Here is a 20,548-nt window from a genome sequence, read left to right as displayed (position 1 = left end):
TTAGAAGTGTCTTTTTCATTGCAAGATTCATATGATTATTGAGCTTGTACGATCTCTCTACCCTTATATGAACCGCAGTTTTTGCAAACATGATGCGCTTTTTTAAGTTCAGCACATTGTTCACACTTCACCATTCCTGGCACAGCCAGTTTAAAGTGAGTACGGCGCTTATCGCGACGTGTTTTGGACGTTCTCCGTTGAGGAACTGCCATAGTCAAAACACCTCCAGTTACTTTTCTACTTTAACTAAACAACAAGAGATATCATAGCCTTCTCGAAGCCGTTTGTCAATGCTAGAACCCACCTTTGAGCTGACTACTGTCGAATAATTACGATTGGCGTCTTGCCCTAATCATCAGCAAACCTGCCCCAATAACTAGGATTACGGCCACTTGCACGAATTCTAGTAGATGATACCGAACCAATCGATGATAAATCGCTTCGAGCAAAGCCCTTTTATTCGTATACGCCATCGTATCCATCTTGTCTTTTAAACTAACATTCTCAATCGGATCCACGCCTTGCCCCATCTTACTCAGTTCTGAAGTAGCATCCGTAAGCTTCTTCGTTAAGGAACAAGAACTTGTTTGCAGCATATTCTCCTTATAATCATAGTCATAGGCAAAAACAAGATAGGTTTCTCCCAACCCAAACGTATAGCCACACGAAGGTTCACCCAAGTTGGTAAGGACAATGGCCTGCGTCTGATTCATCCCTTTCCACGATTTCTCTACATCGAAATGAACGGCGATTTTATGATCGAGAATGCCATTAATATCTAGTACCTTTGGTTCGATGGCAAGTACTTTGCCTGAAAATACAGCCTTAGATTGTTCCACAGCCTTTATTAGATCTGGTTGCAGCCCGCAGCTACAAGCATAGCTTTTACTCGGCAATACTAAGCTTATAAAAATTAGTATGAATACAACAGAGAGAGCCATCACCAATCTATTCACAAGCGTCGTCCTTCCATTGGAAATCTCCTAAACTAACAGACGTGGATTTCCAAATAATGTTTCACTCGTAGGACGAAGACACACAAAAAATCCTCCTACCCCGAAGGGCAGCAGGATTACTGTTACTTTGTAACGGCAGAAATCAATAGGAAGATGGGACGGCGCGTTTCGTCTTTCATATCGGGATACTTCTCCAATGCTTCTAGCGTTGGTTGCGGCTCAGCGATCTTCGTAATAAGGAATCCCGCTTCAATTAACGCGTTCATATAGGAAGCGATCGTTCGATGATATTTGACCACATCATGATCTAGAAACCTCGCTACCCGCTGCCCCTCCTCCTGATAGTCGTCGACAGGCCAATGCATACGCTCGCCTCCGGGACCGTAATGCCAGTCTTGCGCAGCACGTGCGGTAAAGATCGGATGCTCCACAGAGAGTACGAAGGTGCCTCCAGCGGCCAGACAGTGCTGCACCTTACGGCAAACCGCATCAAATTGCTCAACATAGTGAAGAGCCAATGAGGAGATGACAACGTCAAACTCGCCAACCGCAAAGTCGATGTCTTCAATCGCCAATCGCTGATACGTGATACCCGAATCGCTATGATTCGCGCTGGCGTATGCCAGCATTTTCTCCGAGAGATCCACACCAACAACGGACGCAGCCCCTTGCTCACGAGCATACTTGCAATGCCAACCGTAACCGCACCCGAGGTCAAGAACACGTTTTCCTTCCAGTGTGGGCAGCATCGTACGAAGCACAGGCCATTCCCCAGCTGCGTTGAGGCCGCCAATGGAACGAGGCATCTCGCTATATTTTTCATAAAATCCAAGCTCATCGTATTTATTCTGTTTCATGGCATCCAGAACTCCTCATTTGAATTTATGGTATGATTTATAGGTCAGAATCCATTTAGCTCTATGAACTAGTTTACAATACAATAAGTTTAAAACTCAAAGAATGACCAGAAGTGGGTGAATTCCGTTGTTTAAAATCTTACTTATCGAAGATGATGCCACCTTGTTTGCAGAGATCAAAGAGCGCTTGGCCCAATGGTCCTACGAAGTTCATGGCATCGCTGATTTCAATAAAGTACTTGAGACCTTTATTGCATTGAAACCGGATTTGGTCATCATTGATATTCAACTGCCGAAATTCGATGGGTTTCATTGGTGCCGCATGATTCGGACGCATTCCAATGTGCCGATCGTCTTCCTCTCTTCACGCGACCATCCTACGGATATGGTGATGTCCATGCAGCTTGGAGCGGACGACTTTATCCAAAAGCCCTTTCATTTTGACGTGCTGATCGCAAAAATCCATGCCATACTCCGCCGCGTCTACAACTACAATACGGAGCAAATCAAGCTCAAAACATGGTGCGGCGCTACGATCGATTTTGAGAAAAATATCGTTAGTCATGCTTCCGGATCCATTGAACTGACGAAGAATGAAATCTACATATTGAAGCTCCTCATCGAGCATAAAAATACGATTGTCAGCCGGGAAGATATCATCAATAGCTTATGGAATGACCAGCGTTTTGTAAGTGATAATACCTTGACGGTGAATGTGAATCGGCTCAGAAAGAAGCTGGACGAGCTGGATTTAGGACGTTTTATCGAGACAAAGGTCGGGCAAGGCTACATCGCGACGGAAGAGACAGCCCATTATGATTAAAACGTATCTCAGAGAGCGAATAAGTTGGCTTGGGATGTTCCTTTCCAGTCAAATCCTCCTGCTGCTTATCGCCTATCTCGACCACTCGATTCCATTCCGATCCGTTCTGTATATTGTTTTCTTATCCACAATACTGTTCATCATCTTCTTGATCATTCGCTATCACAAGGAGACGGCCTTTATTAAGCGATTAAATGACTGGGAAACCAGCCTTGATGTTTCCGGGTTCGCTGACGCAGCAAGTCCATTTGAGAAGATCATGGAAGCTGCCTTGGTCAATCAGACCGAGCAGTTACATCAGACTGCCTCGCGGCAGCAAATCGCGCTGGAACAAGAGAAAGACGAACTCCTATCTTGGATCCATGAAGTGAAGACGCCTCTCACCGCCATGCATTTGATGATTGGACGTTTGGGTAACGATAGGGCGAAGGCCTCCATCACCTTTGAATGGCTGCGTATTCATCATCTTCTGGACCAGCAGCTTCATCAGCTGCGACTTCCCTCGATTGACAATGATCTCTACATTGAAAAGGTACAGATCGAAGATCTCCTCTATTCGGAGATTAAATCCCTGCAATCTTGGTGTATTCAAAAAGGCATGGGGTTTGACGTTCTTTTGGACGCCACTCAAGTCCTCAGTGATGCCAAATGGCTCGCTTTCATCCTGCGTCAGCTCTTGACGAATGCTGTGAAATATAGTGACAGCTTCTCACCCGATATTATCGTGAGGAGTTTCATCGTACAGGAGCGTACCGTCCTCGAAGTAACGGACTTTGGACGCGGCATTGATGCCAAGGATCTTCCCCGTATCTTCGATAAGGGCTTTACCTCCACGACTTGGCATCAGGACAGCGCCGCGACGGGCATGGGCTTATATCTAGCCCGTAAAGCAGCTGACAAACTGCACGTCCAGATCACTGTGCATTCCGAGGTTGGCGTTGGAACGACGTTCACGCTCGCTTTCCCACAGCCCAACGAACTCGTGCGAATAACAGGCATGTGACAATAATGTCACATGCTTTTCTACTTTGTTCGTCCAATCGAAGGATAAATGCGGCCTAGCTTTTTATAATAAAGCTAATCGTACAAAGGAGTGTGTCATTCATGTCTATCTTACAAGCCGTTAAAATTCATAAAAGCTTCGRCAATAAACAAAACAAACAAGAGGTACTTCGTGGCCTTGATATCTCGATCGAAAAAGGGGAGTTCGTCAGCATCATGGGCCCTTCAGGCTCTGGGAAAACAACCCTGCTCAACGTGCTTTCCTCCATCGACAAAGTAAGTCATGGTTCCATTCAGATTAATAAGGCAGAAACGACGACCATGAAGGAAAAGCAATTAGCTGAGTTTCGGAAGAATCATCTCGGCTTTATTTTCCAGGATTATAATTTGCTGGATACCTTGACTGTGAAAGAAAATATCCTGCTTCCCTTATCGATAACGAAGATGTCCAAGGTTGAAGCTAATCACAAGTTTCATGACCTTGCGACTGAGCTCGGCATTTATGAGTTGAAGGATAAGTATCCGAACGAAATATCCGGTGGGCAGAAACAGCGGACGTCCGCTGCTAGAGCGTTTATTCATGATCCTGATATTATTTTCGCAGATGAACCAACGGGTGCACTCGATTCCAAATCTGCCTCTGATTTGCTGAATAAACTCAGTGAGATGAATGTAAGTCGCCAAGCGAGCATTGTGATGGTCACACATGACCCGGTCGCCGCCAGCTACAGCAGCAGAGTGATCTTCATTAAAGATGGGCAGATTTACTCCCAAATTTATAAAGGGCAAGAAACGAGACAAGCCTTCTTTCAAGACATTATGAAGACCCAAGGTGTCCTGGGCGGTGTGCACAATGAGTATTAATCAGCTCATCCTCCAAAATTTGAAGGCTAATATCAAGCATTACTACTTGTACGTGTTGGCCCTCATGTTTAGCGTTGCGCTCTATTTCGCTTTTGTCACGTTGCAGTATGACCCTGCTTTAGATGCGACCAAGGGGAGCATTAAAGGCGCAGCTGCGCTGAAGTCTGCCTCGGTCCTGCTTATCGCCATTGTTGCTATCTTCAATCTCTATGCGAATAATATTTTTGTGAAAAGACGCAGTAAAGAAATCGGTCTTCTGCAACTCATCGGCATGACGAAGGGGAAAATCTTCCGCATCCTAAGCACCGAGAATTTCATCCTATACTTCGGATCGCTTGTCGTTGGGACGTTTATCGGATTCTCCGTGTCTAAGCTCATTCTGATGGTACTATTACAAATCACAGGGGTTAAGGCTAACGCAACGCTCCACTTTTCGGTCCAAGCGTTTATCCAAACCATTGTTGTTTTCAGCGCCGTTTACTTGTTAATTCTATTGGTCAATTATTTGTTCATTCAAAGGCAGACGATTCTTTCGTTGTTCCATGTCGCTACCTCGACCCAAGCCAAAGTGAAACAAATGTCGAAACCGGAAGCATTCCTTGGATTCATTGGGCTATGTCTCGTTTTGTTAGGCTACTATGTATCCTCAAAGCTATTTTCCGGAAGCATTATGACAGCACCTGCATTATTGAGCAGCATGCTTTTCATTCTTGCCTCCGTGATCATCGGTACTTATCTATTTTACAAAGGGTCTGTCCGCTTGATTTTGAATGGGATCCGTAAAAGGAAGAATGGCTACTTGAACGTGCAAGAGGTGCTTTCCCTCGCTTCCATCATGTACCGAATGAAATCCAATGCGTTATTGTTGATGGTGATCACGACGGTATCTGCCTTAGCGATTGGGTTGCTCTCCTTGAGCTATATTACGTACTATTCGGTTGAAAAAACAGCCGAAAGGAACCTTCCTGCTCACTTTGCCGTGACAGAACGTCAACATGCTGAGCGCTTTACGGAAGCCTTAGACGCGGGCGGTATTAAACATCGCGAGAGAACGATTGAGGTTATTCAAATTAAAGCTAATCTTAGCCAAGTGTTGGATATGAAAAATGAACTTTATATGAGCCTAGATGCCGGTCAGATGGCCGTTATCAGCGATGCCGCTACAGAATCAATCGATGTGACTGCGGACCAAACCTTTTTTACAGGCGCTAACGATGAAATGCAGAAATTTCTTCAATTCAAACAGAACGGTCTAGTCCAACTAAGCACCCAGAACACCGTCATCCCGCTAACGTATAGCGGCATCGAGGAACAATCCTACATTTCGAGGCGCTTCTCGATGGGCAACCTGCCTGTTGCCGTCGTAGACGATTCCGTCTTTCAGCGTCTCAAGCAAGATCTCGACCCTAAAATTCAAGGGAAATCATCGCTATATATCGGTATTGATATCGTGAATGAGAAGGAACGCGAGAAAGCTAATCAACTTTTTCATGAAGTCGAATCTGATGAGCAAGCTTCCCGTGAATCTCGCCAAGATATGGCTAGCGAAGCGAAAAACCGAATGGGTTTGATCATGTTCATCGTCGGTTTCCTCGGACTCACCTTCCTGATCACGTCGGGCTGCATTCTTTACTTCAAGCAAATGGATGAGAGCGAAGACGAGAAGTCCTCGTATACGATTCTACGAAAGCTTGGTTTTACACAAGCCGATCTACTCAATGGCATTAAGGTTAAACAGCTATTCAATTTTGGCATTCCCTTGGTTGTTGGGCTGGTTCACAGTTACTTCGCCATCCAATCGGGATGGTTCTTATTTGGAACGGAGCTGTGGACACCGATGATGATCGTGATGGGGCTGTACACGGCACTCTACTCTGTGTTCGGGGTGCTGTCTGTGCAGCATTATCGGAAGGTGATTAAGAGGGCGTTGTAAGGCAGGTTTAGCATCGTTGATATACAGATAAAGAGGCTGTCTCAAAGGTCATTCGACCTTTTGGGACAGCCTCCTTATTCGTTCTTTTTAGAATTCTTCCTGTTCATCGCCTAGCACTCTAGCATTTAATTTCGAGGCAATCGATTTTATTTTGGGTAGATATGGAGAGTCCTCCGCATCACCGTATGGGGGATAAGGCAATGAGATCAAGCCATTTGAGTATCGAAACATCACATCATGACCATCATATATCCAAACCGCCATCCCAATACTTCTCATAGTAAGAACTTGTCCATCAGGGAGTGTTTGTGATATTTCCTCTTGCAGATCTAATTCAGGATCTAATGCAACATAAGCTTTCCATTCTTCTAGCGTTATTGGATTTTCCTTCGCTTCAAATGTAGATCTTGCCCTCGTAATATTTAAATTGTATCCCACAAATATGTCTCCCTCCATTATGAGAAAAACTTCTATCGAAGTCCTTCGAGGATGAGCGACCGCGTTTTAAATGTAGTTTTTATCGCCAATAAGAATTTGTTCTTCCGAGTACCGGAAACTTATAAATTCTTATGTGGTAAAAGAAGCCCACAGAACCGCTGCAGACTTCTCTCAAATCTCCCTATGTAAATCTCACTCTTACGTTACTTTACTCACAATTTTCAAAACCGCATCTCGCGTCAACTTGTTGCCGCCAGCAGCTAGTAGATTAACCGTAGCATGCGCTAGTGCTAATGGGACTTTGCAAAATTTCAACGCTGGCCCCTGTTTCAGGTCGGCAATATAGCTATCTGCCAGTTTCAAATTGCGACGCGTGTATTGCTGCATCTCCTTGAATCCCCAGCCATCCGGAAAGAAGTTCACGCCGCGATTCGCATCTTCCAATTTATTGCGGAGAATATTAACCGCCTGCAGCCCTCTTCCAAAGGCAATCGCCTTATCGCGATCAGATTGCGTTCCATCGTGCCATAGCCACAGCTCTGACAGCATCTCGCCAACCATACCAGCGACACTATACGTATAGCGATCCAAATCTTCTTCCGTATGAATGTTCCAACCATTTTGAACCCATTCGGACATTTCCAATGACATTTTAGCAATATACTGCTTAATGATTGGTGTTGCCGTAGGCGGACAGAGCATCAGCCATTCATCCAGTCGCATCGAAACTTCCGGTAAAGCCTCTTTATGAGGCGCCAGCAAGCTCTGTATGGAATCGATAATATCTGAGGACTGAAACGCTTCATATACCCCAGACAAAAGCTCTATTTTCAAAGGGTCAGCGAGTTCCTCGTGATCCTCGATTTCGTCGATGGCCCGCATACATAAATAGGCAGATGTGACAGCCTCTTTTATTCCGAAATCCAAGTTGCTAATCGGTATATAAAAAGTTCGGCTCGTTTGCTTCAACATCGTCATTGCATCATTCAGCGTATCGGTATTAATGGTAATTACCTCCAAGTATAAACTTGCCTTTAACTTACAATTGTGTATGATACCTAATGATAACATACTTTAATAAATTTAATCCAAATCAATCCGCCACTAGTCGAGTAAACTGCACTTTCTTACACAAAAGTGTCAAATATGACGATTTGCTAGGTACCCATCACTTCCCACGAAGCAAACAATTATCCCTTTTTCTGGATATTATGCCCAAAATGAAAAGAAATAAAATAATTTCACTCAAAATTCATCATTTTCTTGCATGAGAAAAGGCTGCCGATTGGCAGCCTTTTTTTACCGAACAGCATACGATACAGTCGATTAAACAATAACGATTCCCCCTCGTTCATTGTTTCACGATTCGTTCCACAGTGGTGCGGTACATGCCATCTTTACCCCGAACAGGCTCTGCAGTTTTCTCCCCATTGGGTGCCTGCCATGATGCCCATTTATTGCGTGCACGATCATAGATAACATACGTATCATCCTGCCTAGCAAATAAGTCCTCCCCGCTAGCAAAGATAATACTGCCCTCTGGCAAGGGAGCGATCTTCTTGGCGGCTTGGCCTGGTTGCCACAATATCCACGCTGAGGCTTGCAATTGATATTCCCCTTTTTCAAATTGCTGCAGGTAGACGCCTTGCTTCGTGACGAGCCGAGTAATCCCTTTGGTGGTGAACTTCCCCCCTGAATTACGCTCGTAATCCGTGTAGGGAACACCATCTTGTATACGTGTCCAGTAAGTTCCATCAGCCGTTGGGGTAATCGTCATATCCAATGCGGAGTATTTGGCCACCTCAACAGTTGTTGTGTAATCTTGCGTTCTTTGGGGCATGGAATCTCCTGCCGAGTAAGTGAGTCGTTCCAATCCACTCGTTTCATGTCGGTTCTCATAGGTTAAAAGGTGAAGCAATCCTCTCGTCGTATCATACGAAGCGTAATTGATATTATGAGCTTCTTCAGGATCAGCCTCATGAAGCATGCGCTTCTCACGTTTCTCAATATCATAGGCATACACGCCAAAGTAGGACGCATACATGAGGGTTTTGTCATCTATCCATTGGATGGGCTGGTTATCTGGCTCTATCGTGGAATAGAACACATTCTCGATGACAACAGGTTCCTTCCCTTTTTGCTCCAAAATAAAAGCGTAGCTAGTTCCGTCCCCATCTCCCATGGAGCCGCCTAAGCGAACAATTCCGACATAAGTTTGTCTATCGTCAGATACAATCAATTGATCGTAAAATATATCCCTTGGGCCTCCCCCAGCGGTCTCGCCTGACTGGACGTAACGCCACGTAGTTGACGGCACTTGTTGAACCAAGAGATTCTCGCGGCCCGCTCCCAAACGATTGCCGCCTAGGTCCCTTAAGTTATCCATTCGCAGAAACAGCTCTCTCTTTCCATTCTCTCCGGCCCTCATATTATCTAGTTGGATCAACAGATGTTTAGTGTCTACCCATTTGGCTGCTACAGGTACACCTTCCATGGTCATCGGTAAGTCCCCGCGCATCTCTTCTGAGAAGACGACCTCCACCGATCTTTCCCCTTCTGGAATCAGCAATCGAGGTGCATATTCCTGAGCCCACACAATCAAATGCGGGACATCGCGACCTGCGCTTGGGTTGAATGCATAACTCACAGGTTCCTTTCGAACGAATGTAATGGCTGGGAGATCGCCTATGCGCAGGACAAATGGGGTACTTCCCTGATGAAATCGAATGCTTAATTGATTCGTGGAATTCCCGCTCTTATCAACCTTCCATTCCACGTTGCCATCAACGCGAATATGATCCGTTAATTGATTTCGTTCCTCTTCGCTCAAGTTCGCAAAAGTCGCATTCACACTAACGTCCTCTAGCTGATACACAACTTGGAAAGGTTCCTGAGGTACATCCGCTGCTTTCCATTCTTGGAATACCCTGCCCTCAGAACTATTTTGTTCACCGAAAATAAGGTTTTGAAGCTTAATCCGAGCCCAGGATTGAACAGACTCGACGGGCGCAGTGGAAATGATCGCCGATGCTTCCGGAGAGGTTGTTTGTGGCGATAAGGATACGGCAGAACCCTTGGTTACATCTTCACACGCGCTCAGCAGCACCATAACAGATATTAGAAATCCAAAACCACATAATCTCACCATCACGCACACACCAATCCTTGTTCGATTTCATCTTATTTCCCATATTAAATTAGACGTACAGCACTGATGAATAGTTGCCATCGGAACCGCTTATGGGAGACGAAAATGCAAAACGAGCTACTTTTAAGTAGCTCGTTTTTCTCATATGCAGCCCATCACTCTGTAATCGGCTTCAAATCACTAAATTTCAGCAATACTTCCCTACTCGTATCCAGATAGATTACTCTAATATCTAATTCCTCGTCGTTAAGCTCAAAGGCAAGAATCATACATTTCCGACCACGATTCTTAGTCTTTCTTGGGTTATCTGGTGCCACAACGTAGGAGCCTCCAAGGCTCAAACTTACGGTTTCGCTCATAGTAATCTGTTACCCTCTCATGTTGTTTTTAGGATCATCCTATCAACCTAATCTTCTTACTTTTTCCTCAATTATACATTGATTACTCTCATCCCATACAACCGAAATTTCAAAAGTTCCCGACTCAAAAAATAAAGGAAACCTCCGTTTAAACCAATCTTGCATCGGCATCTGTAAAGCATCGTCTATATCTACCCAAGCTAACTCGCCTTCAGGTGGATCGGTTAGCAACTCCCCGGTAAATGTCCGAGTCAGATAATTAAACACCATATATCTATAGTTTTTCTCGGGAACTAAATATTCATCGACGCCCTTGTATATGAGGTCTTCCGGTTTCACGACAAGTCCTGTTTCTTCCCATAATTCTCGGACGGTCCCTTCCGTGAAACTCTCCGCCAAATCCACCTTGCCACCTGGACCAAGATATCCTGGAAACCCTTTGGACGCGGGACGATTGATCAGAAGCACCTTATTCCCATCTTGGACTAGGCACATTGTGTAGATGCCACATTCAACTTTACTCACTTATGCAAATCCTCCTACTTTTCAATCATTCAAAAGGACTCTCCAACAAAACAACCTCATTCGTCCCCGGGTTTAACTCCACTCGCCCTCCAAGAGGCAGAATCAATTTCGGATCCGTATGCCCAAAGTCGAAATCAACAACAATCGGTACACGCTCCGCTCCAAACTCTTTTGCAATAATATTCACAAGGATCTCTCTAAGTTCTACATTCTCAGCTGCGCTATAATCCTTTGCTCTCCCAAATATGACGCCTTTAATACGTGAAAAGATGCCTTGCATACCATAATTCCGCAGCATATAGCCCACTTGCATAGGGGATGGCTTCTCTTCCGATGTTTCAAAAAATAAGATCTTATCCTGCCAGAACTCATCCTTCGGCCAATAGATCCATTGGAGGGAGAAATAATAGCTATTTTGGAGCCTGGCTTTAATCGATTGGGTTTGATCATGTTAACCCCCCTAGTAATAACTGCCAGACACTTTCAAAGTCCTCCTCCATGCTCCCCATTCCCCATTCCCCAGCATGCGATGGATGATGGAAACGTGAGGTAGCTATGAAAATGGCTCTAGCAAGCGATTCCGAGTCACCTGGCTTCAACTCTTTACTCGCCATCCCCTTCTCAATGATCTGTTCTAATTGCTTTGTTAAGCGATACATATGGGTGCTAATCATTTCAACTTCAATAACCGTTACATTGGCATACATCGCAAACATTTCCGCATCTTCCGCAGCGAATCTCCGCTTGGTTTGAATCAACGTGTCTAACCACAATCGCAACCGCTCTATGGCACTTCCGCCAGTCCCACTCGCAATAGCTTCCAAAGGAACTGCGATGCTCGTATGCAACCAACGCGATGTCACCGCTTCCCTTAGCGCAGCTTTGCTTTCAAAATGCCGGTACAACGTCCCATGGCTCACTTGCAGCACCTTGGCTATGTCTACAACGGACGTTTTGTCCGGTCCGTACCGCCGCAGCACTTGCTCCGCTGCATCCAAAATCTCATCCTTCGATAATGGCAACTCACTCTTCGTCATATTACACAAAACCGCCATTCACACGTAGCGTTTGTCCCGTTACCCACTGCGATTCCTCACCGGCTAGGAACAGTACGACTCGCGAAATATCCTCTGCTTCTCCTAAGCGGCCGAACGAATTCATATTAGCTATGGCTTTGATTTGTTCCTCGGATTTCCCCACTGTGAACAATTCGGTATTTACCGGTCCTGGTGCAACGGCATTAATCGTAATGCCTTTGGGTCCTAATTCTTTGGCTAACTGACGTGTGAACTGCTCAACAGCGCCTTTCGTGCCTGCATAGGAGCTGTACCCAGGGAACATTTGCCCATTAACCGACGTAGAGAAATTGATAATCCGACCATTCTCCTTCATATGCAGCGCCGCTTGCTGAATCGCAAAGAATGTCCCTTTCACATTAATGTTAAACTGCCTATCGAAATCCTCTTCGGTAATGGAGAGAATCGGTTTCGTAATCATAATCCCCGCATTATTGACCAAAATATCAACCTGACCATACGCCTCCAACGTCTTCTGGAACAAAAGCTCCACTTGCGCCACTTGGCTAATATCCGCCCCAATCGCGATCGCTTCCCCGCCTTGTTGCTTAATGCCGTTAACGACCTCTTCTGCTTTATCTGGACTGCTCGCATAATTCACGACGACCTTAGCCCCGTGCAGCGCAAGCTCTTCTGCAATCTTCTGACCGATCCCTCTCGATGCACCCGTAACCAAAGCTACTTTACCCGTTAATTTCTGCTCCATACACAATCCCGCCTTTTCGATGTAATGAGAAGGTAGCGTCGCCTTCCTTCCCCGAGCCTTATTAACTTTATTATAAAATCGAGAATGACAAAAATCAAATATTGTCATTTGATTTTTGTCATTCTCGATTTTAATGAAACAATAAGAGCTCTCCCCCAGCAACAGCAACAAAGGTGTCAGCATCATTTAACCGTAGCTAATTTCAACCTGCGAAACAAAAGCATAGAGGTGCTTGATTCCAGGACTCTCATCCTCTACATCAAGCACCTCTATTTGCATCCTATTCCCCTGTAACTCTGCTAGCGACCAATGTTTCTCCATGCTTCAACAAGCGCAGCAAGCTCGGGTCGAGACCTCTCCGCTGCCAATCCGCCAGCAATCGATTCAATGCCTCTTTGGGCGTATCATCGGCAAGACGAAATGCCCCATAATGCATCGGGATAAACTCTTTTGCCCCGACATCAAGAAACGCCTGCACCGCTTCCTCCGGGGAAACGTGCTGCATCCCCATGAACCACTCCGGCTCGTAAGCGCCGATCGGCATTAGCGCGTAGCGAATGCCCGGAAACCTCGCTCCGATCTCCCGAAATCCTGCGAAGTATCCACTATCGCCAGCGAAGTAGATCGCTGGCGCATCCTGCTCTCCTTCCGACGCCGCACTCCGCTTCACGATCCATCCGCCCCATAGCGAGGTATTCGTATCGGTTAACGTACGTCTTGTCCAGTGCTGCGCAGGAACGAAATGAAACTCCAGCTGGCCGACGGTCTGACTTCCCCACCATGGCAATTCATAGACCGTGCGGAACCCCAGCTTCCGCACCTTAGAGCCAAGCCCTTCGGGCACAAGCACATATGGCGTGCCTCGCAGCTTTTTCAACGAACCCACATGCAAGTGATCGTAATGCGCGTGAGACAGCAATATAACATCAACAGGCGGGATCTCTTCTATAGATAAACCTGGCTCCTCAAGCCTTGGACTAAAACCCATTCGTGTGGCCCATACGGGGTCGGTTACAATCGTCATCCCACCCACTTGCAGCAAAAAGGTTGCATGCCCGATCCATGTGATCGTGACTTCACCCTGATTATTTTTCAGCAGCTCCTGCTGCTTATGTTCGGACTGGCCAATCCGGAAGCTCAGATCCTTCACTTTACCCTTCCGCTCTTTCTGCCAGCGCCGTACTTCTTTCCATGTTTTCGTCTTCGCATTTGGATCTAAGTTGCTATATCGCTGCCGCGCCATACGTTCCTCCCCATTCATCTTCTTACAATCTATATCCGTTCTAACCCAGCTCTAGCGGATGCAAACTCCCTTTAGATCCCTAGGAACCCTCCGTTACACGCGTAAAATCTTACCTTTAAGTAAAGAGAGCAAGACATTGAAATCCACCTACTAAGTCATACGCGTCATATTTATTGACACGAAATTTATATAATCACAATCCACCTGCCTATTTTAATGAAAAACACAATCCGCCTACCAGATCATTGACTATACCGAGCGAACAGACCTATAATTCAGTTAATTAATCGAAATTGCGTCACATTATCTAACATCAAAGAGGTGCAAAGGTATGGAACCTGATTTGATCATCCGATGCTTCTCTAACCCCCACTTCGGCACCTTGATGGATGTCGGCATTCGGGATGGGAAAATTATTTACCTTCAGGAGCATCTCCCTGGCAACCCTAACGCTCTCAGCGCTGGACAGCTAATTGATGCCAACGGGCGAGTTCTACTCCCCGGTCTAATAGAACCACATATTCATCTGGATAAAGCCTTTCTACTGAATCTCATGACGAAAGACGCCAACTCGATCCAGCAAGCGATCGCCTCTACCTTGGAGCTTAAACACGCCTTCACCTCAACAGATATCGAGGCTCGTTCGATCCAAGTAATCCAACAAGCCATTGCCAATGGTGTGACTCACATGCGTTGTCATGTTGAGATTGATCCTATCGTTGGCCTAATCGGTTTCGAAGTGATGTTAGCGCTGAAGGAACGCTACGCCAATCAGATCACCCTGCAAATCGTCGCCTTCCCCCAAGAAGGCATCGCCAAGCAGCCTGGAACCGAAGAACTGCTCACGCAAGCCCTACAACTTGGCGCCGATGTCGTCGGCGGAATCACGTATCAGGATGCAGATTTACAAGCGCATCTCAGCACCGTTTTTAACTTAGCCAAAGCTTTCAACAAATCCATAGACTTACACGTAGATTTCTCTGACGATCCGTCCATGTTAGCCATTCTCAGCATCATCCGCATGACCCATGCGTATGAGATGCAAGGACGCGTAAGCGTGGGGCATCTGACTTCACTCGGTTCACTTCCTTATGAAGAGGCCCAAGTCATCTGTACAGCTATTGCGGAGGCAGGCATCCATGTCATGTCATTACCCGCAACAGACCTGTATTTGAACGGACGCGGAGACGATCACCGTCACAGACGAGGACTAACCCCTGTGCCCCTCCTTTTGGAGCAAGGAGCCAATGTGATCTACGGAAGCAATAACATCCAGAATCCTTTTACACCTTTCGGCACAGCAGATCCACTGGACACAGGCATGCTCCTTGCACATACCACATATATGGGCTCTAAGCAGGATGTTGTCACACTTATTGAGATGGCGACAACCCGTGCGGCGAAAGCATTAGAACTTGAGAATTACGGCCTGCACATCGGAGCGGATGCTGATCTCGTGCTATTCGAGTCAACGAATTTGCGCAGTGCCTTTTACGAAAGAGTACCTAGACGCTATGTCTGGAAGCGAGGACAACTGGTTGCCTCAACGGTAAAGCAGACGACCTTTTACAATGAACAAGTGAGCTCCTGATGAGGAAAGGCGGGGATTAGATGCACCTGACCGTTGAAGAAGCGTTAACCATTTACCCTTTGTCACGTGCCAAATTGGTTGCTGGAGAGAAAGGTCTGTCACGTATTCTGCGGTCCGTCAATGTCATGGACGCCCCTGATGCGGGCGATTGGATCAAATCCGGCGAGATGCTGTTTACGACCGCTTTTGTCATGAAAGATCACCTGGATATGGCCCTTTCCACCTTACGGATGTTGGATGAGCGAGGCGGAGCAGGACTAGGCATCAAGGTTGGCCGATACTGGGATCAAATTCCACAAGAGCTGTACGACGAAGCCAATCGACTCGAAATGCCGATCCTTGAGCTGCCATTCGAATTCACTTTTTCCGATCAGATGGACGCTTTATTTAATGCAGAGCACACAAAGACAACCAAGAAACTGCAGACTGTCTTAGAAAAACAAAAGCAACTCATGCAATTCGCACTGCGCAATAAGGAATCCTCGGATATTTTTCATATGATCTCAGGCATCTTGGGGCAACCCATCGCCGTATTCGGGCAAGGTGGTAATGTGCTTTTTCATAACACTTCTTGGTCGGAGGATATTATCCTTCACCAATGGCCATGGACGAAATCCCCGCAATGGGAAGGCTTCGCAGACACCCGATGCTTTCGCATCCCACTGATGGATTCACTAGGCTGCACGGGCTTTTTCAAGGTGTATGTGAATTCTCCGTTGATGTTGAAAGAAGAGGAAGCTTTGTTCCATCAAGCCGCTGAAATCTTAACCTATTATCTCGGACTCGATATTCAAAAAGGCAAAGCCCCCTCACGACAGCACGCGCTTAGTCAAGTGTTTACGGACTTTTTCCAGCGGGAGCTATCCTTTCACGATTTCATGAAAAGCTGCAAAAGCTACCATCTCACCGTCATGTCCACCACCTACCAATGTGTGCTTACGACGATCCCGTCGGAACAACCTGGTGCAACTAGGCTGCTTAATGAGGTTCGCCAGTTGCTGATCTATCATCCGCAGTTGCAGCATTATGAATCGGAACATTTCTACTTAGCTGAAGGATTGTTCTCGATCTTTGCCCTTCCGGAGGAACAGACTTTTCATAAAAAAGATTTCCTATCTACACTAAATTCCTGCTTGTCGCATCTAACTTCTAAATCCTCTGCCGCTGGTCTGCATTGCTGGGTCAGTCGTGTGAAAGCTCAACCTGAACTCATCTACAACGCATTCAACGAATGCTTGGAAACGCACCACGCCGCTGAGCGACTGTGCATGACTCAAACTGTCCTACATCACGATTCCATCGAACTTTTCTCCCTGTTCCAGCATCTGTCCGAGGAAGCCATGCGAAGTTATTACAACTACGTATTGGAGCCCATTTACGGTAAGAACAAGCAGGTGGATCCCGAGCTCGCGTTAACCTTGGAAGTTTATTTTGAGTATGACGGATCCATTAATGAAACAAGCCGCTACCTCTTTGTCCATCGTAATACGGTTTCGTACCGTCTGGAGAAAATCGCAGATTTATTGCAGATGGATTTTAAAAAGATGAGTGATCTCCTGCGCTTGAAGCTAGCTTTCCTCTTCCGAAATTATCTGAAGTAAAAGTAGCCAGACTAGACAAATAGACACTACGTTTTCCCGCTGTGAAAGGAGTTATCACGATGGAACAATGGCTACGTAACGTTCTTGTAAACGGTGCCCTACATAACCTGCTATTGAAGCAAGGCGTTTTCGCCGAGATCGTACCTGCTGCGAATAGCGAGGAGACTCCCTCTTGGGACGCACAAGGCATGCTCATGGTGCCTACTTTCAAAGACTATCACGTGCATTTGGATAAAGCTTTTCCTGATGATCAGTGGATTCCGCGAAAAAAAGTTGCTTCCTTATACGATCAATTCCAAATGGAGAAAGACCTTCTGGCTCCTCTCAAAAGTGGGCAAAAGGATAGAGCCCGAGGCATTCTGCAGCAGATGCTGGCCTTCGGAACGACCCGTCTCCGCGTTCATGTCGACATTGACCCGGAGATCGGTTTATCCCATCTCGCCATGGTGCGGGAGCTTCAGGAGGAATTCTTAGGGGCATTAACCATCGAGATCGTCGCGTTCCCGCAGCAAGGACTGATTCGTTCACAATCCATTAACCTCATTAATCAAGCCCTTCAGGAGGGCGCAACAATTGTCGGCGGCGTGGATCCTGCTGGCGTAGACCGCGATATCGAGGCTTGCTTACGTGCCATCTTCGAAATGAGCCTGGCTCATGACGCCGAGGTTGATATTCACTTGCACGACCCTGGACACCTAGGACTCTTCACCTTAGAGCGCATCATGGACTATACCGAGCAGACGGGTAAAATGGGGAAAGTCGCCGTCAGCCACGCCTACTGCTTAGGCGAGGTATCCGAAAGCGAATCCCTTGCGATAGTAAATCGGCTAGCCGCCCTAGATATCGCCATCATCACCAGCGTGCCAATCGATTCCGCTATGCCTCGCGTCGCGCAATTAAGAGCTGAAGGCGTGCGAGTATACCTCGGCTCCGATCATACCGGGCTGGATGCATGGACACCCTTCGGTTTCACCGATCAACTCATGCGTGCCCGAAGAATGGCGGATATGTATCGTTGGAATGACGATGAGCGTCTACGTTCCGTCTATCGGCACCTTGGCTCTACCGCAGGGATATTCCAAATCGGCGACCCTGCCGACTTCATCCTCCTGGCTGCGGTAAATGCCGAGCATGCTGCCGCTACAGCCCCTCCGCGCGAGATCGTTAGTGTTCGTGGCGTTCCTGTTGCTGGCAGACAGCTGCAGAACGCTTGGAAGATATAGATAACAGGGCCATACACATTTAAAGGGAATGGGGAGATTTCGAATGACATTACTGGGGAAAACAAAGGTAGCTACAACCGCAATTGCAACAGTCCTTCTGCTCTCTGCTTGTGGAACGAGTACATCAACAACGTCAGGAACACCTGCAGCATCAACGGCCGCGTCAAGCTCGAAAGCGCCAGACAAAATCACTCAAGCCATGAGCTGGTTTGCCCAACCAGAAATGGGTGGACACTACGCTGCGCAGCTGGCGAAGATCTACGAGAAGGCTGGCATCGACATTACGCTTCAACAGGGCGGACCTCAAGTTTCCAACGTTCAACTCGTTGCTGGTGGCAAAGTGCAATTCGCGATGGCCAATGCCGATGAAGTTGTCCTTGCCCGCAAGGAAGGGATTCCCGTCAAAGTTATCTATGCCAATCTGCAAACCAATCCTCAAAACCTGATTTTCCATAAAGACTCTGGTATCAAGAAAATCGAAGACCTCAACGGACGCAAAGTGTACACCGCTGTCGGCTTTCCGTTCTGGCAGTACATCAGCTACAAATACAAGCTCGACAAAGTACAAATCCAGAACTATACAGGTTCCTTAGCCGGCTTCTCCGCAGATAAAGATTCCATCACCCAAGGCTTTGCTACCAACGAGCCCTACGTTCTGAAAAAACAAGGCGTCAATGTCGACTGGTTCCTGAACGCAGACCTTGGCTACAACCCTTACGGCAACGTCGTTATTGCCACAGATGACTTTATCAAGAAAAATCCCGACTTGATTAAGCGCTATATCAAAGCCACTAGCGAAGGCTGGGACTATTACTACGCGCACGGCGATGAAGTCAACAATGCCCTTAACGGCGTTAACAAAGACTATGACGTCGATCACCTGAAGGATGCGCAAGCCGTTGCCAAAGACTTCATCTTCGGCGGCGATGCCAAAGCCCACGGCGTCGGTTACATGTCCGACGAACGCTGGAAAACACTCGTTAGCCAAATGAAAGAAGCCGGCATGATCAAAGAGGATATTCCGGTGAAGGATTTATATACGAATGAGTTTTTGCCGGTGAAGTAATAACAAACAGCCTGCCTATACAAAGAAAAAGACCACCCGAAGGTGGCCTTTTCATTGTAAGCGGGCGGCGGGAATACTCCAAATTCGGATTTTAAAGCTTCCTGCGGAAGCAACTAGTGGTATATTTGGACGCTCGTCCTACTAAGCCTATTCAATGAAGTGTTCACGGACGGTCGAACCCCTCTGCGGGCTCTCTTCCCTGCCTATACAAGAAAAGACCACCCGAAGGTGGTCTTTTTCTTGTAAGCGGGCGGCGGGAATCGAACCCGCGCGATCAGCTTGGAAGGCTGAAGTTCTACCATTAAACTACGCCCGCGTAGTTTGTTTAAGCAAAGATGGCGCGCCMTGAGAGATTCGAACTCCCGACCTTTTGATTCGTAGTCAAATACTCTATCCAGCTGAGCTAAGGGCGCATCTAAGTTGTTATAATGCCGAAGACCAGACTTGAACTGGTACGGTAGTCACCTACCGCAGGATTTTAAGTCCTGTGCGTCTGCCGATTCCGCCACTCCGGCTTATATATAAAGGCGCTACCCAGATTCGAACTGGGGGTAAAGCTTTTGCAGAGCTCTGCCTTACCACTTGGCTATAGCGCCGAAATCTTTTAATCAACCAAATATATGGTGGAGGCTGACGGGATCGAACCGCCGACCCTCTGCTTGTAAGGCAGATGCTCTCCCAGCTGAGCTAAGCCTCCATGGGATAAATCTTTGTGAGAATTGATGGTGACCCGTAGGGGACTCGAACCCCTGTTACCTCCGTGAAAGGGAGGTGTCTTAACCACTTGACCAACGGGCCTTGAAGAAATGGCTCCCCGAACAGGACTCGAACCTGTGACAACTCGATTAACAGTCGAGTGCTCTACCAACTGAGCTATCAGGGAATAATGGTGGAGCCAAGCGGGATCGAACCGCTGACCTCCTGCTTGCAAGGCAGGCGCTCTCCCAGCTGAGCTATGGCCCCAGACAAAAAAAATACCCGTTAGGGTAACTGCTTGGCAACGTTCTACTCTCCCAGAACCCTGCGGTTCAAGTACCATCGACGCTGGAAGGCTTAACGGTCGTGTTCGAGATGGGAACGCGTGGATCCCTTCCGCCATCATCACCAAACAGTCAAAGCGTTTGTTTGCGCCTTGAA

The 20,548-nt window shown here is 46.9% G+C and carries 20 protein-coding genes, 8 tRNA genes and 1 rRNA gene; 8 read left to right on the top strand and 21 right to left on the bottom strand.

The genetic code is table 11. The features are described 5' to 3' along the window. Nucleotides 1–35: 35 nt before the first annotated feature. From rpmF to AC1DLM_RS05610, 3 genes are all read right to left on the bottom strand, one after another. Nucleotides 36–212 carry a 50S ribosomal protein L32 gene (rpmF, locus tag AC1DLM_RS05620; protein WP_047680282.1) on the bottom strand — a complete coding sequence of 59 codons (177 nt, stop codon included), beginning with the start codon at nt 210–212 and terminating at the stop codon, nt 36–38. 117 nt (nt 213–329) lie between these two features. After that, on the bottom strand, nt 330–956 hold the full coding sequence (locus tag AC1DLM_RS05615; protein WP_477569379.1) for a hypothetical protein: 627 nt from the start codon (nt 954–956) through the stop codon (nt 330–332). Between the two features lie 122 nt (nt 957–1,078). Then, complete coding sequence (locus tag AC1DLM_RS05610; protein WP_477569378.1) at nt 1,079–1,813, bottom strand: class I SAM-dependent methyltransferase; 735 nt, start codon at nt 1,811–1,813, stop codon at nt 1,079–1,081. A gap of 127 nt (nt 1,814–1,940) precedes the next feature. On the opposite strand from AC1DLM_RS05610, the gene AC1DLM_RS05605 reads away from it, so the two are divergent. The 4 genes from AC1DLM_RS05605 (at nt 1,941) to AC1DLM_RS05590 (ending at nt 6,435) form a co-directional block, all read left to right on the top strand. After that, nucleotides 1,941–2,636: a response regulator transcription factor gene (locus tag AC1DLM_RS05605; protein ID WP_477569377.1), complete on the top strand. Its 696-nt coding sequence runs from the start codon at nt 1,941–1,943 to the stop codon at nt 2,634–2,636. Then, nucleotides 2,629–3,639, top strand: coding sequence for an ATP-binding protein (locus AC1DLM_RS05600; protein ID WP_477569376.1), 1,011 nt, complete (start codon nt 2,629–2,631; stop codon nt 3,637–3,639). The genes AC1DLM_RS05605 and AC1DLM_RS05600 overlap by 8 nt, the downstream gene beginning before the upstream one ends. A gap of 101 nt (nt 3,640–3,740) precedes the next feature. Next, on the top strand, nt 3,741–4,502 hold the full coding sequence (locus AC1DLM_RS05595; RefSeq protein ID WP_477569375.1) for an ABC transporter ATP-binding protein: 762 nt from the start codon (nt 3,741–3,743) through the stop codon (nt 4,500–4,502). Then, the gene (locus AC1DLM_RS05590; RefSeq protein WP_477569374.1) at nt 4,492–6,435 is read left to right on the top strand and encodes an FtsX-like permease family protein; all 1,944 of its coding nucleotides are present in this window, start codon (nt 4,492–4,494) and stop codon (nt 6,433–6,435) included. The genes AC1DLM_RS05595 and AC1DLM_RS05590 overlap by 11 nt, the downstream gene beginning before the upstream one ends. A gap of 87 nt (nt 6,436–6,522) precedes the next feature. On the opposite strand, the gene AC1DLM_RS05585 is transcribed toward AC1DLM_RS05590, so the two are convergent. From AC1DLM_RS05585 to AC1DLM_RS05545, 9 genes are all read right to left on the bottom strand, one after another. Then, the gene (locus AC1DLM_RS05585) at nt 6,523–6,873 is read right to left on the bottom strand and encodes a hypothetical protein (RefSeq protein WP_477569373.1); all 351 of its coding nucleotides are present in this window, start codon (nt 6,871–6,873) and stop codon (nt 6,523–6,525) included. Nucleotides 6,874–7,071: 198 nt separating this feature from the next. Beyond that, nucleotides 7,072–7,893, bottom strand: coding sequence for a squalene/phytoene synthase family protein (locus AC1DLM_RS05580; RefSeq protein ID WP_441989306.1), 822 nt, complete (start codon nt 7,891–7,893; stop codon nt 7,072–7,074). A gap of 331 nt (nt 7,894–8,224) precedes the next feature. Next, nucleotides 8,225–10,021: a hypothetical protein gene (locus AC1DLM_RS05575; RefSeq protein WP_477569372.1), complete on the bottom strand. Its 1,797-nt coding sequence runs from the start codon at nt 10,019–10,021 to the stop codon at nt 8,225–8,227. 155 nt (nt 10,022–10,176) lie between these two features. Next, the gene (locus AC1DLM_RS05570) at nt 10,177–10,338 is read right to left on the bottom strand and encodes a hypothetical protein (protein WP_441989304.1); all 162 of its coding nucleotides are present in this window, start codon (nt 10,336–10,338) and stop codon (nt 10,177–10,179) included. Between the two features lie 84 nt (nt 10,339–10,422). Then, nucleotides 10,423–10,875 carry an NUDIX domain-containing protein gene (locus AC1DLM_RS05565; RefSeq protein ID WP_441989474.1) on the bottom strand — a complete coding sequence of 151 codons (453 nt, stop codon included), beginning with the start codon at nt 10,873–10,875 and terminating at the stop codon, nt 10,423–10,425. A 55-nt stretch (nt 10,876–10,930) separates the two neighbouring features. Further along, complete coding sequence (locus tag AC1DLM_RS05560) at nt 10,931–11,293, bottom strand: hypothetical protein (protein ID WP_477569466.1); 363 nt, start codon at nt 11,291–11,293, stop codon at nt 10,931–10,933. A 58-nt stretch (nt 11,294–11,351) separates the two neighbouring features. Next, complete coding sequence (locus AC1DLM_RS05555) at nt 11,352–11,942, bottom strand: TetR/AcrR family transcriptional regulator (RefSeq protein ID WP_477569371.1); 591 nt, start codon at nt 11,940–11,942, stop codon at nt 11,352–11,354. 1 nt (nt 11,943) lies between these two features. Beyond that, nucleotides 11,944–12,687, bottom strand: coding sequence for an SDR family oxidoreductase (locus AC1DLM_RS05550; protein WP_477569370.1), 744 nt, complete (start codon nt 12,685–12,687; stop codon nt 11,944–11,946). Nucleotides 12,688–12,967: 280 nt separating this feature from the next. Next, nucleotides 12,968–13,930, bottom strand: coding sequence for an MBL fold metallo-hydrolase (locus AC1DLM_RS05545; protein ID WP_477569369.1), 963 nt, complete (start codon nt 13,928–13,930; stop codon nt 12,968–12,970). A 331-nt stretch (nt 13,931–14,261) separates the two neighbouring features. On the opposite strand from AC1DLM_RS05545, the gene AC1DLM_RS05540 reads away from it, so the two are divergent. The 4 genes from AC1DLM_RS05540 to AC1DLM_RS05525 are packed head-to-tail and all read left to right on the top strand — an operon-like array spanning nt 14,262 to nt 19,411. After that, a complete protein-coding gene (locus tag AC1DLM_RS05540) occupies nt 14,262–15,521 on the top strand; it encodes an amidohydrolase family protein (protein WP_477569368.1) in 1,260 nt (419 codons plus the stop codon). A 20-nt stretch (nt 15,522–15,541) separates the two neighbouring features. After that, nucleotides 15,542–17,122, top strand: coding sequence for a PucR family transcriptional regulator (locus AC1DLM_RS05535; protein ID WP_477569367.1), 1,581 nt, complete (start codon nt 15,542–15,544; stop codon nt 17,120–17,122). A gap of 59 nt (nt 17,123–17,181) precedes the next feature. Next, nucleotides 17,182–18,345, top strand: coding sequence for an amidohydrolase family protein (locus AC1DLM_RS05530; RefSeq protein ID WP_477569366.1), 1,164 nt, complete (start codon nt 17,182–17,184; stop codon nt 18,343–18,345). A 43-nt stretch (nt 18,346–18,388) separates the two neighbouring features. Next, nucleotides 18,389–19,411, top strand: coding sequence for an ABC transporter substrate-binding protein (locus AC1DLM_RS05525; protein ID WP_477569365.1), 1,023 nt, complete (start codon nt 18,389–18,391; stop codon nt 19,409–19,411). 245 nt (nt 19,412–19,656) lie between these two features. On the opposite strand, the gene AC1DLM_RS05520 is transcribed toward AC1DLM_RS05525, so the two are convergent. The 9 genes from AC1DLM_RS05520 to rrf all read right to left on the bottom strand — a co-directional run bounded on the left by AC1DLM_RS05520 (nt 19,657) and on the right by rrf (nt 20,520). After that, nucleotides 19,657–19,727: transfer RNA gene (locus AC1DLM_RS05520), tRNA-Gly, on the bottom strand. A gap of 20 nt (nt 19,728–19,747) precedes the next feature. Next, a tRNA-Arg gene (locus tag AC1DLM_RS05515) sits at nt 19,748–19,824 on the bottom strand. 16 nt (nt 19,825–19,840) lie between these two features. Beyond that, nucleotides 19,841–19,926, bottom strand: a tRNA-Leu gene (locus AC1DLM_RS05510). Nucleotides 19,927–19,936: 10 nt separating this feature from the next. Next, nucleotides 19,937–20,007, bottom strand: a tRNA-Cys gene (locus AC1DLM_RS05505). Nucleotides 20,008–20,032: 25 nt separating this feature from the next. Then, a tRNA-Val gene (locus tag AC1DLM_RS05500) sits at nt 20,033–20,108 on the bottom strand. Nucleotides 20,109–20,134: 26 nt separating this feature from the next. Next, nucleotides 20,135–20,209, bottom strand: a tRNA-Glu gene (locus AC1DLM_RS05495). 9 nt (nt 20,210–20,218) lie between these two features. Continuing rightward, a tRNA-Asn gene (locus AC1DLM_RS05490) sits at nt 20,219–20,294 on the bottom strand. Between the two features lie 4 nt (nt 20,295–20,298). Continuing rightward, nucleotides 20,299–20,374 (bottom strand) — tRNA-Ala (locus tag AC1DLM_RS05485). Nucleotides 20,375–20,403: 29 nt separating this feature from the next. Continuing rightward, nucleotides 20,404–20,520 (bottom strand): 5S ribosomal RNA (gene rrf, locus AC1DLM_RS05480). Nucleotides 20,521–20,548: the final 28 nt, after the last annotated feature.

This window comes from Paenibacillus sp. 01T442 (assembly GCF_056398345.1).
This window is presented reverse-complemented; position numbering and strand designations above follow the sequence as displayed.

Coding starts and splice junctions, on each gene's coding strand:
- AC1DLM_RS05600 (WP_477569376.1), top strand. CDS start 2,629: ATGATTAAAACGTATCTCAGAGAGCGAATAAGTTGGCTTGGGATGTTC.
- AC1DLM_RS05565 (WP_441989474.1), bottom strand. CDS start 10,875: ATGTGCCTAGTCCAAGATGGGAATAAGGTGCTTCTGATCAATCGTCCC.
- AC1DLM_RS05545 (WP_477569369.1), bottom strand. CDS start 13,930: ATGGCGCGGCAGCGATATAGCAACTTAGATCCAAATGCGAAGACGAAA.
- AC1DLM_RS05590 (WP_477569374.1), top strand. CDS start 4,492: ATGAGTATTAATCAGCTCATCCTCCAAAATTTGAAGGCTAATATCAAG.
- rpmF (WP_047680282.1), bottom strand. CDS start 212: ATGGCAGTTCCTCAACGGAGAACGTCCAAAACACGTCGCGATAAGCGC.
- AC1DLM_RS05555 (WP_477569371.1), bottom strand. CDS start 11,942: ATGACGAAGAGTGAGTTGCCATTATCGAAGGATGAGATTTTGGATGCA.
- AC1DLM_RS05610 (WP_477569378.1), bottom strand. CDS start 1,813: ATGAAACAGAATAAATACGATGAGCTTGGATTTTATGAAAAATATAGC.
- AC1DLM_RS05550 (WP_477569370.1), bottom strand. CDS start 12,687: ATGGAGCAGAAATTAACGGGTAAAGTAGCTTTGGTTACGGGTGCATCG.
- AC1DLM_RS05535 (WP_477569367.1), top strand. CDS start 15,542: ATGCACCTGACCGTTGAAGAAGCGTTAACCATTTACCCTTTGTCACGT.
- AC1DLM_RS05525 (WP_477569365.1), top strand. CDS start 18,389: ATGACATTACTGGGGAAAACAAAGGTAGCTACAACCGCAATTGCAACA.
- AC1DLM_RS05540 (WP_477569368.1), top strand. CDS start 14,262: ATGGAACCTGATTTGATCATCCGATGCTTCTCTAACCCCCACTTCGGC.
- AC1DLM_RS05530 (WP_477569366.1), top strand. CDS start 17,182: ATGGAACAATGGCTACGTAACGTTCTTGTAAACGGTGCCCTACATAAC.
- AC1DLM_RS05575 (WP_477569372.1), bottom strand. CDS start 10,021: ATGGTGAGATTATGTGGTTTTGGATTTCTAATATCTGTTATGGTGCTG.